The organism is Streptomyces sp. NPDC005728 (genome assembly GCF_040630895.1).
Lineage (GTDB): Bacteria > Actinomycetota > Actinomycetes > Streptomycetales > Streptomycetaceae > Streptomyces.
The window spans coordinates 77,942-92,448 of sequence record NZ_JBEXYL010000024.1; the positions used below are offsets into that span (position 1 = coordinate 77,942).

Annotated in this window: 15 protein-coding genes; 9 read left to right on the forward strand and 6 right to left on the reverse strand. The window is 71.3% G+C overall.

All coding sequences use genetic code 11. The annotated features are described in order from the left end of the window. The first annotated feature begins 163 nt into the window (after positions 1–163). Complete coding sequence (locus ABZ471_RS18495) at positions 164–1,426, forward strand: family 10 glycosylhydrolase (RefSeq protein WP_359067750.1); 1,263 nt, start codon at positions 164–166, stop codon at positions 1,424–1,426. A 10-nt stretch (positions 1,427–1,436) separates the two neighbouring features. Here ABZ471_RS18495 and ABZ471_RS18500 read toward each other — a convergent pair whose 3' ends face one another. Beyond that, on the reverse strand, positions 1,437–1,634 hold the full coding sequence (locus tag ABZ471_RS18500; RefSeq protein ID WP_359067752.1) for a DUF1918 domain-containing protein: 198 nt from the start codon (positions 1,632–1,634) through the stop codon (positions 1,437–1,439). Positions 1,635–1,650: 16 nt separating this feature from the next. Further along, positions 1,651–2,562, reverse strand: a complete 912-nt coding sequence (locus ABZ471_RS18505) for a DMT family transporter (RefSeq protein WP_359067754.1) — start codon at positions 2,560–2,562, stop codon at positions 1,651–1,653. Between ABZ471_RS18505 and ABZ471_RS18510 the strand changes: the two genes are divergently transcribed. From ABZ471_RS18510 to ABZ471_RS18520, 3 genes are all read left to right on the forward strand, one after another. Further along, positions 2,561–4,024, forward strand: coding sequence for a PLP-dependent aminotransferase family protein (locus tag ABZ471_RS18510; protein ID WP_359067756.1), 1,464 nt, complete (start codon positions 2,561–2,563; stop codon positions 4,022–4,024). The two genes, ABZ471_RS18505 and ABZ471_RS18510, sit on opposite strands and share 2 nt — an antisense overlap. Before the next feature lie 55 nt (positions 4,025–4,079). After that, positions 4,080–4,517: a GNAT family N-acetyltransferase gene (locus tag ABZ471_RS18515; protein WP_359067758.1), complete on the forward strand. Its 438-nt coding sequence runs from the start codon at positions 4,080–4,082 to the stop codon at positions 4,515–4,517. Positions 4,518–4,590: 73 nt separating this feature from the next. After that, on the forward strand, positions 4,591–5,184 hold the full coding sequence (locus tag ABZ471_RS18520; RefSeq protein ID WP_359067760.1) for a histidine phosphatase family protein: 594 nt from the start codon (positions 4,591–4,593) through the stop codon (positions 5,182–5,184). Here the strand turns inward: ABZ471_RS18520 and ABZ471_RS18525 are convergent. Continuing rightward, complete coding sequence (locus tag ABZ471_RS18525) at positions 5,166–5,609, reverse strand: DUF6314 family protein (protein ID WP_359067762.1); 444 nt, start codon at positions 5,607–5,609, stop codon at positions 5,166–5,168. The genes ABZ471_RS18520 and ABZ471_RS18525 overlap by 19 nt on opposite strands. 113 nt (positions 5,610–5,722) lie before the next feature. Between ABZ471_RS18525 and ABZ471_RS18530 the strand changes: the two genes are divergently transcribed. Beyond that, positions 5,723–8,209: an alpha-L-arabinofuranosidase C-terminal domain-containing protein gene (locus tag ABZ471_RS18530; protein WP_359067764.1), complete on the forward strand. Its 2,487-nt coding sequence runs from the start codon at positions 5,723–5,725 to the stop codon at positions 8,207–8,209. Here ABZ471_RS18530 and ABZ471_RS18535 read toward each other — a convergent pair. Both ABZ471_RS18535 and ABZ471_RS18540 read right to left on the reverse strand, forming a co-directional pair. Next, a complete protein-coding gene (locus tag ABZ471_RS18535) occupies positions 8,196–8,639 on the reverse strand; it encodes a carboxymuconolactone decarboxylase family protein (protein ID WP_359067766.1) in 444 nt (147 codons plus the stop codon). The two genes, ABZ471_RS18530 and ABZ471_RS18535, sit on opposite strands and share 14 nt — an antisense overlap. Beyond that, a complete protein-coding gene (locus ABZ471_RS18540) occupies positions 8,636–9,061 on the reverse strand; it encodes a MerR family transcriptional regulator (protein ID WP_359067769.1) in 426 nt (141 codons plus the stop codon). The genes ABZ471_RS18535 and ABZ471_RS18540 overlap by 4 nt, the downstream gene beginning before the upstream one ends. Positions 9,062–9,332: 271 nt before the next feature. Between ABZ471_RS18540 and ABZ471_RS18545 the strand changes: the two genes are divergently transcribed. From ABZ471_RS18545 to ABZ471_RS18555, 3 genes are read left to right on the forward strand one after another with little or no spacing between them, the layout of a single operon-like run. Then, positions 9,333–11,903 (forward strand): YfhO family protein, encoded by a 2,571-nt coding sequence (locus ABZ471_RS18545; RefSeq protein WP_359067771.1) that lies wholly within the window; start codon positions 9,333–9,335, stop codon positions 11,901–11,903. A 21-nt stretch (positions 11,904–11,924) separates the two neighbouring features. Further along, complete coding sequence (locus tag ABZ471_RS18550) at positions 11,925–12,875, forward strand: glycosyltransferase family 2 protein (RefSeq protein ID WP_359067773.1); 951 nt, start codon at positions 11,925–11,927, stop codon at positions 12,873–12,875. Then, on the forward strand, positions 12,872–13,276 hold the full coding sequence (locus tag ABZ471_RS18555) for a GtrA family protein (RefSeq protein ID WP_359067775.1): 405 nt from the start codon (positions 12,872–12,874) through the stop codon (positions 13,274–13,276). The genes ABZ471_RS18550 and ABZ471_RS18555 overlap by 4 nt, the downstream gene beginning before the upstream one ends. Before the next feature lie 107 nt (positions 13,277–13,383). On the opposite strand, the gene ABZ471_RS18560 is transcribed toward ABZ471_RS18555, so the two are convergent. Further along, positions 13,384–13,986 carry a methyltransferase domain-containing protein gene (locus ABZ471_RS18560; RefSeq protein WP_359067777.1) on the reverse strand — a complete coding sequence of 201 codons (603 nt, stop codon included), beginning with the start codon at positions 13,984–13,986 and terminating at the stop codon, positions 13,384–13,386. 245 nt (positions 13,987–14,231) lie between these two features. Between ABZ471_RS18560 and ABZ471_RS18565 the strand changes: the two genes are divergently transcribed. Next, a complete protein-coding gene (locus ABZ471_RS18565) occupies positions 14,232–14,489 on the forward strand; it encodes a phosphopantetheine-binding protein (protein WP_359067780.1) in 258 nt (85 codons plus the stop codon). Positions 14,490–14,507: the final 18 nt, after the last annotated feature.

Here is a 14,507-nt window from a genome sequence, read left to right on the forward strand (position 1 = left end):
CCCTTCGCTGGTTCTCCGGCTCGGCAGGAACTCCGGGTTCGGCGCCTGCTCCGATCGTGCACGTTACCGCCAAGTATCGATGATCGATCGCCCGGGTGGGGGCATCCTGGGGCGCGGAACGATCCGTGACGACACGGATCCGAAGCGTTATGGGGGTGTGCAGATGGGGCGAATGTCACGCCGCGCGTTCGCGCTGGCGGCGCTGTCGACGCTCGCGGCGGCCGGGAGCGCCGCGGCGGACCCGGCCGCCGCGGCGGCGTCGGGCCGGCGGTACCCGGACGGACCGGGGGCGCGCGCGGCCGCCGAGATGCGGGGCATGTGGGTGGCGACCGTGTCCAACCGCGACTGGCCCTCGCGGCGCGGCCTGACCGCCGCCGCGCAGCGCGAGGAGCTGATCCGCCACCTGGACAGGGCGGTGCGCGACCGGCTCAACACGGTGGTCCTCCAGGTGCGGCCCACGGCGGACGCCCTGTGGCCCTCACCGTACGAGCCGTGGTCCGAGTACCTCACCGGCACGCAGGGCGAGAACCCGGGCTGGGACCCGCTGGGTGCCGCCGTGCAGGAGGCCCACGCCCGCGGTCTGAAGCTGCACGCCTGGTTCAACCCGTACCGCGTCGCCAACCACACCGACCCGAGCCGGCTGGCCGCCTCGCACCCGGCCCGCAAGCATCCGGACTGGGTGGTGCCGTACGGCGGGAAGCTCTACTACAACCCGGGCCTGCCCGAGGTCCGGGCCTTCGTGCAGCAGGCCATGCTCGACGCCGTCGCCAGGTACCCGGTCGACGCGGTCCACTTCGACGACTACTTCTACCCGTACCCGGTCGCCGGACAGACCTTCGACGACGACGACGCCTTCGACCGGTACGGCGGCGACTTCTCCACCCGGGCCGCCTGGCGTCGCGACAACACGGACAAGCTGGTCAAGGAGATGGCGGCGGGCGTCAAGCGGATCCGGCCCGGCACCCGCTTCGGGATCAGTCCCTTCGGGGTGTGGCGCAACGCCGCGACCGACTCCCGCGGCTCGGACACACGGGCGGGCGTCCAGACGTACGACGATCTGCACGCGGACACCCGCACGTGGGTGCGCAAGCACTGGATCGACTACATCGTCCCGCAGCTCTACTGGCACATCGGCTTCGCCGCCGCCGACTACGCGACCCTGGTCGCCTGGTGGGCGAAGGTGGCCGAGGGCACCAAGACACACCTGTACCTCGGTGAGGCGTTGTACAAGGCGGGTGCGGCGGGGCAGCCCTCGCCGTGGCAGGACCCGGTCGAGCTGTCCCGGCACCTCACGCTCGCCGCCAGGTATCCGCAGGTACGCGGGCATGTGTTCTTCGCCGCCAAGGAGGTGGCCGCGGATCCGATCGGGGCGATGGCGCGGGTGGTCGCCGACCACTACCGGCAGCCGGCGACGCCACCTCGCTGATGTAGCTGATCTAGTGGTGTTCCTCGTCCCTGTGCTTGACCTGGCAGTCGGGACCGGGGGACATGATCGCCTCGTGCCCGTCCTCGAAGCGGACGCGGTACGGAGGCTTGCCCTCGGAGCCCAGTACTTCCACGACTTCCGAGATGTGGTCGTGCTGGCCGACCACCCTGCCGTGCTGGACAAGCTGGTCGCCCACGGTTGCGCGCATCAGGCCCTCCTCACGGTCACGACCGTTGGGTGACGGCGATGCAGACGAGCACGGCGACAGCGGTCAGCGGAGCGGCCGCAGTAAGGTGCTCGCCCAGCAGCAGCGCCGACCACACCAGTGTGAGCAGCGGCTGGGCCAACTGCAACTGGCTGGCCTTCGGGATCCCGATGGCCGCCATCCCGCGGTACCAGACGACAAGACCGAGGAACTGCGAGACCACCGACACCCACACCAGACCCGCCACACCGTGCCCGGTCAGGTGCATCGGCTCGTACGACAGAGCCAGTGCGGCGGCCGGCACGCTCAGCGGCAGGCACAGCACCAGCGCCCAGCCGACGACCTGCCAGCCGGGCATGACCCGGGCCAGCCGCCCGCCCTCGGTGTATCCGGCCGCGCACACCAGCAGCGCGGCGAACAGGCAGCCGTCTGCCGCGGTGAGCGCGCCGCCGCTCTGGACGACGGTGAAGGCGAGCACGGCAGCCGCTCCCGCCAGGGCCGCCAGCCAGAACCGCCGCGAGAGCCGGTGGCCCATGCGCAGGGCCGAGCAGGCGGCGGTGGTCAGCGGCAGCAGGCCCACCACGACGGCGGCATGGGACGTGGTCGACGTCTGCAGGGCGAGCGTGGTCAGCAGCGGGAAGCCGAGCACCACGCCGGCGGCGACGACCGCGAGGCCCGGCAGGTGCCGGCGCTCGGGCATCGGCACCCGCAGAACCAGCAGACATGCGCCCGCGACGAGCGCCGCGAGCACGCTGCGCAGCGCCACCAGGGACCAGGGACCGAAGCTCTCCAGGCCCCAGGCGGTGGACGGGAAGGTGAGGGAGAAGGCGATCACACCGAGAGCGGCCTGGCCGGTGCCGAGGGACGGGTGCTCGCGCGGGGCGGGGACCGCTATCGCTGTCGCGGTAGTAGCGCTACTCTGTACTCTCATGCATGAGCGTAGCAGCGTCAGTGAACTGGCAGAACAGCTCAGACGGGAACTGGACCGCTACTCACCTGGTGGAAAGCTCCCGTCGAGTCGGGCACTGGTCGATCGGTTCCGGGTGAGCCCGGTGACCGTCTCCCGAGCCCTGGGCCAGCTGGCCGCCGAGGGACTGGTCGTCACCCGACCCGGCGCCGGCGCCTTCCGTGCGCGGCCGCGCCCGGCCGCCGCGCCGGCCGGGGACACCTCCTGGCAGGAGGTCGTACTGAGCGCCGACGGCGCCGACGACCTCGTACCGCGCACGGTGGACGCGTCCGGGGTCACGGTCTCGCTCACCACCCCGCCGCCCGGCGTGCTGGAGTTCAACGGCGGCTATCTGCATCCCTCGCTCCAGCCCGAGCGCGCCATGGCCGCGGCCCTCGCCCGGGCGGGACGGCGGCCCGGCGCCTGGGGGAGGCCACCGCTGGAGGGGCTGCCGGAGCTGCGGGAGTGGTTCGCGCGCGGCATCGGCGGTTCCGTCACCGCGGCCGAGGTGCTGATCGCCGCCGGCGGCCAGGCCGCACTGGCCACGGCCTTGCGGGCCCTGGCCCCGCCCGGTGCAACGGTCCTCGTGGAGTCGCCCACCTACCCCGGCATGCTGGCCCTGGCCCGCGCGGCCGGCCTGCGCCCGGTCCCGGTGCCGCTCGACCCCGACGGCGTGCGCCCCGACCTCCTCGCCGACGCCTTCCGCGCCACCGGCGCCCGGGTCTTCGTCTGCCAGCCCCTGTTCCAGAACCCGACCGGTGCGGTCCTGGCACCCGAGCGCCGCGCCGAGGTGCTGAGCATCGCCCGGTCGGCGGGCGCGTTCGTCGTCGAGGACGACTTCGTACGACGCCTCGTGCACGCCGACGCGGGCCCGCTGCCCCGCCCGCTGGCCGCCGACGACCCCGACGGCGTCGTCGTCCACGTCGGCTCGCTGACCAAGGCGACCTCGCCCAGTTTCCGGGTGAGCGCACTGGCCGCCCGCGGGCCGGTACTGGAACGCCTGCGCGCCATCCAGGTCGTGGACAGCTTCTTCGTCCCCCGGCCGCTCCAGGAGGCCGCCCTGGAACTCGTCGGCTCACCGGCCTGGCCGCGCCATCTGCGGGCGCTGTCGGCCGAGCTGAAGACCCGCCGCGACACCATGACGACAGAACTCGCCCGTCACCTCCCCGAACTCGCCCTGCCCCACATCCCGTCCGGCGGCTACCACCTCTGGCTCCGCCTCCCCGACGGCACCGGGGGCATCTCCCGGGCCTTCGGCTCCGGGGCAGAGGCGTCCCTGACCGCCGCCGCCCTGCGCGCGGGCGTGGCCCTCACCCCCGGCCGCCCCTACTTCAGCGCCGAACCTCCCGCGGGCCACCTGCGTCTGAGCTTCGCGGCGGTGGCGGGGACGGGAGAGATCGCGGAGGGGGTACGGCGGTTGCGGGCCGCGTGTGACGAGGTGTTCTGACGGCCTGGTGGGAAATCCGGTCGACGCCGGTCTGCCGCGCTGTGAGGATCACCGCATGAGCGAGGCACCCGATCTCCCGGACGGCTACGAGTTCTCCGCCGACACGGCACGCGTCGACGTCGACCGTGTGCACGGCTGGCTGTCGACCGACGCGTACTGGGCGATCGGCCGCTCCCGGGAGAAGCACGAGCAGGCGATGGCGTCCTCGATCAACTTCGGGGTGTACGCCACGGCCTCGGGCGAGCAGGTGGCGTACGCGCGCGTGGTGACCGACCGGGCGCTGTTCGCCTGGCTCGCCGACGTCTACGTCGACCCCTCGGTGCGCGGAAAGGGCGTCGGCACGGCCTTCGTCGGCCGCATCCGGGACCACCTGCGGCCCTTCGGACTGCGCCGCATGCTGCTCGCCACGGAGGATGCGCACGGGGTCTACGAGAAGCTGGGCTTCCGCCCGCTGGACCGCCCGGACCAGTGGATGGCACACCCCTTCGAGTAAGCGCTCGCTCACCCCGGGTAGCCGGCGGGCGGCAGCCCTTGACCTGCGCACACCCGGGGCTCACCATCACCGCATGCCACTTCGGGTGACGTTCGTCGCGGCCGCGCGCAGTTCCCCGCTGCTCGCGGAGCGCTTCGAGGACGACCGGCCGCTGGACCAGGCCGGCTGGGACGAGGTGCAGCGCGTCGCCGGTGACCTGCTGCCGTTGGCGGCGGCCGAGCTGCGCTACTGCTCCCCGACCCCGCGCAGCCGTGCCACCGGGGACGCCCTGGGGTACGCCCCGCTGGTCCAGCTCGCCCTGCGCGACTGCGACATGGGCCGCTGGCGCGGGCTGACGCTGGGCGAGGCGATGGCCCGGGAGCCGGACGCCGTGGACGCCTGGCTCGCCGATCCGCGCTCGACCCCGCACGGCGGCGAGTCGCTGCTGGCCTTCATATCCCGGGTCGGCGGCTGGCTCGACACCCGGCCGGCGGACGACGGCGGCCGGATCGTCGCCGTCGCCGAGCCCTCGGTGATCCGGGCCGCCCTGGTGTACGCCCTCAAGGCACCGCCGGCGACCTACTGGAACATCGACGTCCGCCCGCTGTCGACGACCACGGTGACGGGTCGGGCGGGTCGCTGGAACCTCCGCTTCGAGGCCGCGTCGGCTCAGCGCACGCGCGCGTAGGCCGTGGTCAGCACCAGGTCCTTGGCCGGTCCGCCCACCCGCCACACCGTGCCCCAGTGGTCGGCGTCCGTCACGGTGAACTCGCCCCGGTAGAGGTCGGCCGCGCAGGGATGGCCGACGACGTACCGCCCCGAGGTCAGGTCCAGGTCGTGGAAGGGCCGGCCGTCCGCGAACCGCACGTCCGCCGTGCCCGGCGCGGCCCCGGGCAGAAAGCGCAGGGTCCGGGTCGCGGGCCGTGCCACGCCCTGCCAGGTGAACGTTCCCGACTCCTCGTGCAGCAGCCCGCCGCCGTCGAGCGGACTGAAGACAGTGACGCCTTCGAAGCGGCCCTCGTCCCCGCTCGCCAGATCCCGCACGCTCCGCTCCACCCGCCAGCGCCCGGCCAGATGGACCAGCACGTCGGCCACGGGCCAGAACTCGCCCATCGTCACCCCTGTCCGTCCGTCCCATTGACGTGCTCATACCTCTTCCCTATCTTGCCGTTCGAAGTGCTGACCAGTGTCTGATATTTCGAACTATCAAGAGCCGCGGAGTATCCATGTCACGCACCACCCGCACCAGGCTGAGACTCGGCCTCACGGCAAGCGCTTTCCTCCTCGCTGTCGCCGCCGTCCCGGCCCCCGCCCACGCCGCCGACGTCACGGACTACTCGATCACCGTCGACCCCGCCGCCCGGGGCACACAGATCGACAAGTCGATGTACGGCGTCTTCTTCGAGGACATCAACCGTGCGGCCGACGGCGGCCTGTACGCCGAACTCGTGCAGAACCGGTCCTTCGAGTACTCCACCGACGACAACCGGTCGTACACACCTCTGACCGCCTGGACGGTCACCGGTACCGCGCAGGTCGTGAACGACGCGGGCCGCTTGGGTGACCGCAACCGCGACTACCTCTCCCTGGGCGCCGGTTCGGCGGTCACCAACTCCGGCTACAACACCGGCATCGCCGTGCAGGACGGCAAGAAGTACGACTTCTCGGTGTGGGCCCGCGCGGAGGCGGGCACCACGCTCACCGTGTCCCTCCAGGACGCGGGCGGAACCCTCGCGGCCCCACGGCAGATCGCCGTCAAGAAGAGCGGCTGGGCCCAGTACCGGGCCACCGTCACCGCGACCCGCACCAGCACCACCGGCCGCCTCACCGTCGCCTCCTCGGCCGCGGCCGCCCTCGACATGGTGTCCCTCTTCCCGCGCGACACCTACAAGCACGAGCCGAACGGCCTGCGCAAGGACCTCGCCGAGAAGGTCGCCGCCCTGCACCCGGGCTTCGTCCGCTTCCCCGGCGGCTGCCTGGTCAACACGGGCTCCATGCAGGACTACAGCGAGGCCTCCGGCTGGCAGCGCAAGCGCTCCTACCAGTGGAAGGACACCGTCGGCCCGGTCGAGAAGCGGGCGACGAACTCCAACTTCTGGGGCTACAACCAGTCGTACGGCCTCGGCTACTACGAGTACTTCCGCCTCGCCGAGGACATCGGCGCCATGCCCCTGCCCGTCGTCCCCGCCCTGGTGACCGGCTGCGGCCAGAACAAGGCCGTCGCCGACGACGCGCTGCTCGAACGGCACATCCGGGACACCCTCGACCTCATCGAGTTCGCCAACGGCCCGGCGTCCTCGACCTGGGGCAAGGTGCGGGCCGAGATGGGCCACCCGAAGCCCTTCCACCTCACCCACATCGAGGTCGGCAACGAGGAGAACCTCCCGAACGAGTTCTTCGCCCGCTTCCAGCAGTTCCGCGCGGCCGTCCAGGCGAAGTACCCCTCCGTGCAGGTGATCTCCAACTCCGGCCCGGACGACTCCGGCTCGACCTTCGACACGGCCTGGAAGCTCAACCGGGACGCCAAGGTCGACATGGTCGACGAGCACTACTACAACAGCCCGCAGTGGTTCCTGCAGAACAACGACCGCTACGACTCCTACGACCGCAGCGGCCCGAAGGTCTTCCTCGGCGAGTACGCCTCCCAGGGCAACGCCTTCAAGAACGGTCTCGCCGAAGCGGCCTACATGACCGGCCTGGAACGCAACGCGGACGTCGTCAAGCTGGCCTCCTACGCGCCGCTGTTCGCCAACGAGGACTACGTGCAGTGGAGCCCGGACATGGTGTGGTTCAACAACCACGCCTCCTGGGGCTCGGCCAACTACGAGGTCCAGAAGCTGTTCATGAACAACGTGGGCAGCCGGGTGGTGCCCTCCACCGCCACCACGACCCCGGACGTCAGCGGCCCGATCAGCGGCGCCGTCGGCCTGTCCACCTGGAACACCAGCGCCGCCTACGATGACGTGCAGGTCACCGCCGCCGACGGGAGCACGCTGTTCGGCGACGACTTCTCCGGCGACGCGTCGAAGTGGACCCACACCGGAACCGGCAGCTGGAGCGTCCGGGACGGGGCCTACGTCCAGACGGACGACGCGGCCGAGAACACCATGGTCCAGGCGGGCGACCCGTCCTGGCACGACTACGACCTGCACGTGAAGGCCACCAAGAAGTCCGGCAAGGAGGGCTTCCTCGTCGCCTTCGGCGTCAAGGACACCGGGAACTACTACTGGTGGAACCTGGGCGGCTGGAACAACACCCAGAGCGCCGTCGAGCAGGCCGCGGACGGCGGCAAGTCCACGCTGCTCTCGAAGGCGGGCTCGGTCGAGACGGGCCGCGCCTACGACATCGACGTCAAGGTGCGCGGCCGCCAGGTCACCCTCTACCTCGACGGGCAGCAGTGGGGCAGCTTCACCGATGACAGGCCGGCCGAGCCGTTCCGCCAGGTCGTCACCCGGGACGCGAGGACCGGTGAGCTGATCGTCAAGGTCGTCAACGCCCAGGCCTCGGCGGCCCGTACGGCCATCGACCTGGACGGCGCCAGGGTCGCCTCCAAGGCCGAGGTGACCACGCTCGCCGCCGCGCCCGGCGCGGTGAACACCGAGACGTCCACGGCGGTCGCCCCGGAGACGTCCACCTTCACCGGAGTCGCGGGGAGGTTCACGTACACCTTCCCGGCGAACTCCGTCACCTTCCTGAGGATCAAGCAGAAGTAGGCGTCGCGTCCGCCTGCGCGGGCTGCTGTCCGAGCGGCAGCAGCCCGCGCTCGGCGAAGACCTTCTTCGCGGCGAAGGTGGCGTTGAGCGCCTTCGGTATGCCGCAGTAGACGGCGGAGTGCAGCAGTGCCTCCGTGATCTGCTCGGGCGTGAGGCCCACGTTGAGGGCCGCGTTCACATGCACGTCCAGCTGGGCCTCGCAGCCGCCCAGGGCGGTGAGCATGCCCAGCGTGACCAGCTGGCGGTCGCGCGGGGCGAGCCCGGGACGGTCGTAGATCTCCCCGAAGGCCCAGGAGACGATCTGGTGCCCCAGCTCCGGGCTGATGTCCGCGAGCGAGTCGACGACCCGCTGCCCGGCCTCGCCGTCCACCCTCTTCAGGACGTCCAGACCGTGGGTGAACCGCTCGTCACGGGTGGTGCTCTCGCTCATGTCAGCTCGTCCGTCCCCGGCTGCGTCTCGTCCAGCAGCCGTTCATAGTGATCGATCTTGTCGTCCAGTGCGACCGCGTTGTGCGTCAGCGCCCGGATGCGGTCGGCGAGTTCGGCGCGGTGCTCGCGGAGCATCGCCAGCCGGTCGGCGACCGTCGCGTCCCCCTGTGCCCGCAGCCGTGCGAAGTGCTGCATGTCGGCGATCGGCATGCCGGTCTCGCGCAGCCGCAGCAGGAACTCCAGCCAGGCGAGGTCGGCCGCCTGGTAGCGGCGCTGGTTGCCGGTGGTCCGGCCGACCCGCTCGATCAGGCCTGCCTTCTCGTAGTAGCGCAGGGTGTCGTGCGAGAGGCCGGTGCGCTCGGCCACCTGGGCGATGGTCAAGAACGGCTCCCGGCCCTGCGGGAGGGGCTGTCCGCTGGTCATGACAAGAACGGTAGAACCTGGAGTGCACTCCAGGTCAAGCACGGTTCGGTTCACCTTGAAAACACCTTCCGGAAAGTCTGAGTTTTCCTGGTCGTCATGAAATTCATGCGGTGTTTCCCGTATTCGGAAGAAGTCGCCTCACTTTTTGGTGAGCGCACAACCAACAGGAAACGTGTCCCGTCTAAGACGGCGAATGCATGAGGCACATATTCCGTGGGGGACCGAAGAAAATGCGTTGCAACGCGCGGCGACACCCGGACAGGAACAGGGTGTGAAAGAGATATCCCGACCGAGGCGGGCCGCCGCCCTGCTCGCGGCGGCCGTGACGATCACGGCGTTCTGCGCCGCTGACGTCATCGCCCGGAGCTACCCCTTCGGCCCCCGTACCCGAAGCGTCAACGACCTGGGCAACCAGTACGTGCCCTTCCATGCGCACCTGTGGGACCTGTTGCACGGCAGGGCCGACGGCGGTCTCCTGGTCAACTGGCAGTCGGGCTACGGCTCCAGCTTCCTGCCCGACCTCGGCACCTATCTCGGCAGCCCGTTCGCCCTGCTCGTGGGCGTCTTCCCGCGGGACGAGACGGACCTCGCGGTGTATGCGATCACCGTCCTGAAGACCGCCTCGGCCGCGGCCGCCATGGCCTTCCTGCTGCTCGCCCTGCGGCCCGGCCGCTGGTGGGCGGCCGGCCTGCTCGGTGCCTCGTACGCCCTGTGCGGCTGGAGCGTCGCCGACGCCTCCTACAACCCGATGTGGCTCGACGGCCTCATCGCGCTGCCCCTGCTCTGCCTGGTCGGCGAATGGGCCCTCGACGGACGCCGCCGCCACCTCGGCGTCCTCATCGTGGCCCTGGCCTGGATCGCGAACTTCTACACCGCCTACATGGCCACGCTCGGCGCCGGCCTGGTCCTGCTGCTCCGCCTGCTGCTGGCGGACCTGCCCCGCCGGCGGGCGCTCGCGGCGGCGGGCCGTGCCGCCCTCACCGTCGCCCTCGGCGTGGGCCTCGCCGCCCCGCTGGTGACGGTCGTCTACTTCGGAACCAAGCACGCCTACCCGGGCCGCGTCCGCCAGTTCGCCCCGGTGGGAAGCGAGGACCTGTTCGCCCGGCTGCTGCCGACGACGTACGGCTTCGGCTCCCCGGCCGTCTACGTGGGGATCACGGCCCTGCTGCTCGCCCTCGCCCTGCCGTTCCACCGGGCGGTCCCCGCCCGGGTGCGCACGGGCTGGACACTCCTCGTGCTCGCGATGACCCTGTCGATGCAGTGGGCGCCGACCCATCTGGTCTGGCACGCCTTCGCCACCCCGCAGGGCAGCCCCTACCGCCAGGCCTTCGTGCTGTGCGGACTGCTGGTGATCGCCGCCTGGCACACCCTGTCCTACGGGTGGCCCGGCCGGCGCGCGCTCGCGTCGGCGACCGGGCTGCTCGCCCTGATCACCCTCGTGGCGAGCCGCAGCGACCTGGTACGCCCCTTCGCCTGGCCGGTGCTGGTGCTCGCCACCGCCGGCACGCTCGGCGGACTCGCCCTGCTGGGCCGCGCCGACGCCGGGCAGCGCTCCCGGACGGCCGCCCTGGCCGTCGTACTCCTGCTCGGCGCGCAGCTCGGTGAGACCGCCGCCACCTCCGCCGTGGCCACCCGGCTCCGCCTCGGGCACATGGACGACTACGCGCCCTGGGGCCGGCGGCAGCAGTGGCAGGCGGACGCGATCGCGGACGCCGACGGCTGGCCCCGGTACCGCACCGACCCCGGACGCGAGCAGACCGTCGGCAACGACCCGATGCTGGTCGGCGGCCAGGGTGCCCAGTACTACAGCAGCCTGACCTCCGACGTCCTCAGCCGCACGCTCACCGCGCTCGGCGACGGCTGGACCTCGCGCGGCCGGAGCGTGCAGAGCCTGGACGACGCCGTCACCGACGTCATCTTCTCGGTCGGCGCCCGGGTGCACTCGCCGCCGGACCCGCACCAGAAGCACGTGCCGCCGGGCGGCGGCCCGCCGACCGTGTCCCGGCGGGACGTGCCGCCCCTGGTGACGGTACGGACCGAGCCCGACCGGGCCTCCTTCGGGCCGTCGCCGTACCGCAACCAGGAGCTGCTGCTCGGCAGCCGCGTCTACACCCTGCCCGGCGTCGCCGTCCACGACGACGCCGGAAAGCCGGCCCCGGGACGCCGGGTCGGGTCGGGGAACGCCAAGGTCAAGCCGACGATCACGGCTCGTTGCCCGGCCGGCAGTCAGGTGTACCTGTGGGCCCCGGACTACTCGGGCACCGCACGTCTGGACGGCACCGGCAGCAGCACCGGCACCGACGCCCGCTTCCGCTTCGCGTTCCCGCGCAACCGCGCCGCCATGGCGCCCCTCGGCACCGCCCCGGCGTCCGGTCGGCTGCGCATCGGACTGTCCCCGGACCGCCCCGGCCGCATCCCCGGTGGCGCCGTCGGTTGCCTGGACACCGCACGCCTGCGCGCGGCGGCCGCCCACCTCAAGGCCACCGGCGCCACCGAGGTGACCGTCTCCGACGGCACCCTCCGGGCCGAACTGCCGGCGGGCAGCAAGGGCATCGCCGTCGTCGCCGCGCCCCGGATCGCCGGCTGGCGGTGCGCCACGGGCGACGGACCGGACCGGCCCGCGGGGGAGTACCACGGCCTGATCGCCGTCCCCCTCGACGGCACCTCGACCTCGCTGAACTGCACCTTCCACCCGCCCGGCCTGCGCCTGGGCGCGGCCGTCGGGGGCGCCTCGCTCCTCACGCTCGCCCTGCTCGCCACCCTCACCGCCGTCCGCCGCCGACGCGCCCCGGCACCGTCCACGACCACACCGGCACGCGAGCGCGTGACCACCGCTCTCTGACCGCGCCCCTGGGGGACCGCCATGCTGATATCGATCGTCGCTCCCTGCTACAACGAGGAAGACGTCCTCGAACGGTTCCACGAGGAGGTCCGGAAGATCGCCGACGAGCTGCTGCCGCTCGGCCACGACATGGAGTTCGTGTACGTCGACGACGGCAGCCGCGACCGCACCCTCGCCGTCCTCAAGCGCCTCGCCGAGTGCGACTCCCGGGTGCGGTACGTCTCCTTCAGCCGCAACTTCGGCAAGGAGGCGGCCCTGCTCGCGGGCCTGAGGCACGCCTCGGGCGACTCGGTGGTCGTCATGGACGCGGACCTCCAGCACCCGCCCGAGCTGATCAAGCGGATGGTGGAACTGCGCGACCAGGGCTACGACCAGGTCATCGCCAGGCGCAGCCGCACCGGCGACCGCCTCGCCCGCACCCTCACCGCCCGCCTGTACTACCGGCTCATCAACCGTATGGTCGACGTCGAACTCGTCGACGGCGTGGGCGACTTCCGCCTGCTGTCGCGCCGCGTGGTGGACGCGATCCTGGGCCTCACCGAGTACAATCGCTTCTCCAAGGGCCTGTTCGCCTGGGTCGGCTTCCCGAGCACCACCTTCGAGTACGAGAACGCGCTGCGCGAGGCCGGCCGCAGCTCCTGGTCCTTCCGCAGCCTGCTCAACTACGGCCTCGACGGCCTGCTCTCCTTCAACAACCGGCCGCTGCGCGCGGCCCTCTGGCTCGGCATGGGTCTGCTGCTGTGCGCCGGCATGTACACCGCCTGGATCGTGGGCGCCGCGCTCGCCAACGGGGTCCAGACCCCTGGGTATGTGACCATCATCACCGCCGTCACGGCCCTGGCCGGCGTGCAGATGGTCATGCTGGGAGTCATCGGGGAGTACACCGGCCGCATCTACTACGAGGTGAAGGGGCGCCCGCACTTCCTGGTGAAGGCGACCAACGTGGAACGGACGAAAGACCTTATCCCTTGATCTCGAGACAGATTTTCACGTTCGCTGTGGTCGGTGTCGTCAACACGGCCACGTACTACGGTCTTTACCTGCTGTTCCTCACCCGGCTGCCGTATCTGGCCGCGCATATTCTGGCATTCCTGCTCAGTATGATCGGATCCTTTTTCCTGAACGCGCGTTTCACCTACCGGACGCGGCCGACCTGGCGGAAATTCCTGCTGTTCCCGCTGACCAACGTCACCAATTTCCTGATCACCACCGGGGGTGTCTACGTGATCGTCGACGTCCTTCACGCCGGCAGCCGCTTCGCTCCGCTCCTGGCGTCGGCGGCGGCGATTCCCGTGACCTTCGTCGTGTCCCGCTGGGTCATGCTGCCCAAGCATCCCGCCGAGCACGGTGCCCGGTGGGTGGGAACCCGGTAGGGTTCCCACCCACCGGCGACCGCCTCGCCATGGCCGAGGCGATGTGCCGTCCGCGGGTCACGCTCGCGACACACGACGGGGCGGCTCCGCTGTGCGGAGCCGATGCCTCAGCCGCGGGCCCGGCGGGCCAGGATGCCGACTGCGGCGCGGCCCATGCTGCGGCCCTGAACATCGAGGGTGACGTCCTCGAAGCCGGCTCTGACCAGCTCGTCGTGGAGCTGTTCCGGAGTGGTGTTCATGGTGTGGCGGTGATGCACGATCACCAGCCGGCCGCCGGGGCGGAGCACGCGCTGCAACTCCGCGTAGGCCGCCGGGCGGTCCCACAAGGTCACGTTGTTGACGGACAGGACGGCCGTGACCGACTCGTCGGGCAGACCGGTGTCGTCGGCGGTCCCCTCCCGGAGCGTTGCGTGGCCGACCGCGAGGTGCAGGGCACAGCGCTGCCGGGCCATGGCCCGCATCGTGGCCGACGGATCCACACCGATCGCACGGCCACCCGGCGCGACTGCCTCGGCGGCCAGTGCGAGTCCGATGCCGGGCCCCGGGCCCACCTCCAGCACCTGGTCGCCCGGTTTCAGGTCGGCGTGTTCGACCGCCCATGCCTCCTGTTCCGCGTTTCCGCGCTGCATGATGGCGCCTCCGATGAGGCCCGGAATTCCACTGGGGCGTCCGAAGACCGGCCCGAGCAGCGTCAAGAGGAGCGAGTTCATCCGGCGGCATCCCAATCTCTGTGAGTGACGTCCCGGGTGCCCGGGTGCCCGGGGCCGTCCGGGGTGGGCGCAGGGCCCTGTGCCGAGCCAAGCCTGGGAGCGGTGGCTAGAGGCGTAGTGGAGAGCGCTGGGTGATCGGCCCTCGTCGCCCGGGACTTCCGGCCCGCGCCACGCGTCCAGCGGTGCTCGACTGCCAGTCGAGCACCGCCGCCGACCGTGACGGCACATCGAACGGAAGGGGCGTCATGAGCGGGTTCACCCTCACCGAATTCCAGCAGGTCGTGGAGCTCTGCTTCGAAGGGGCGGACGTCACCGCTCTGGACGAGACCGTGCTCGGCACGGAGTTCGGCGACCTGGGATACGACTCCCTGGTCGTCTACGAGATCGCGATGCGCATACAGGACGAGTACCGGGTCGCCATCCCGGACGAGGCATTCGACGACCTGCGCACGCCCGGCGCGTTCATCGCCTACGTGGACGCCAGGATCCCGGCGGACCGATGACCCACACGCCTTGCGAGG

Coding starts and splice junctions, on each gene's coding strand:
- ABZ471_RS18495 (WP_359067750.1), top strand. CDS start 164: ATGGGGCGAATGTCACGCCGCGCGTTCGCGCTGGCGGCGCTGTCGACG.
- ABZ471_RS18515 (WP_359067758.1), top strand. CDS start 4,080: ATGAGCGAGGCACCCGATCTCCCGGACGGCTACGAGTTCTCCGCCGAC.
- ABZ471_RS18505 (WP_359067754.1), bottom strand. CDS start 2,562: ATGAGAGTACAGAGTAGCGCTACTACCGCGACAGCGATAGCGGTCCCC.
- ABZ471_RS18525 (WP_359067762.1), bottom strand. CDS start 5,609: ATGGGCGAGTTCTGGCCCGTGGCCGACGTGCTGGTCCATCTGGCCGGG.
- ABZ471_RS18560 (WP_359067777.1), bottom strand. CDS start 13,986: ATGAACTCGCTCCTCTTGACGCTGCTCGGGCCGGTCTTCGGACGCCCC.
- ABZ471_RS18565 (WP_359067780.1), top strand. CDS start 14,232: ATGAGCGGGTTCACCCTCACCGAATTCCAGCAGGTCGTGGAGCTCTGC.
- ABZ471_RS18530 (WP_359067764.1), top strand. CDS start 5,723: ATGTCACGCACCACCCGCACCAGGCTGAGACTCGGCCTCACGGCAAGC.
- ABZ471_RS18510 (WP_359067756.1), top strand. CDS start 2,561: ATGCATGAGCGTAGCAGCGTCAGTGAACTGGCAGAACAGCTCAGACGG.
- ABZ471_RS18535 (WP_359067766.1), bottom strand. CDS start 8,639: ATGAGCGAGAGCACCACCCGTGACGAGCGGTTCACCCACGGTCTGGAC.
- ABZ471_RS18550 (WP_359067773.1), top strand. CDS start 11,925: ATGCTGATATCGATCGTCGCTCCCTGCTACAACGAGGAAGACGTCCTC.
- ABZ471_RS18540 (WP_359067769.1), bottom strand. CDS start 9,061: ATGACCAGCGGACAGCCCCTCCCGCAGGGCCGGGAGCCGTTCTTGACC.
- ABZ471_RS18520 (WP_359067760.1), top strand. CDS start 4,591: ATGCCACTTCGGGTGACGTTCGTCGCGGCCGCGCGCAGTTCCCCGCTG.
- ABZ471_RS18500 (WP_359067752.1), bottom strand. CDS start 1,634: ATGCGCGCAACCGTGGGCGACCAGCTTGTCCAGCACGGCAGGGTGGTC.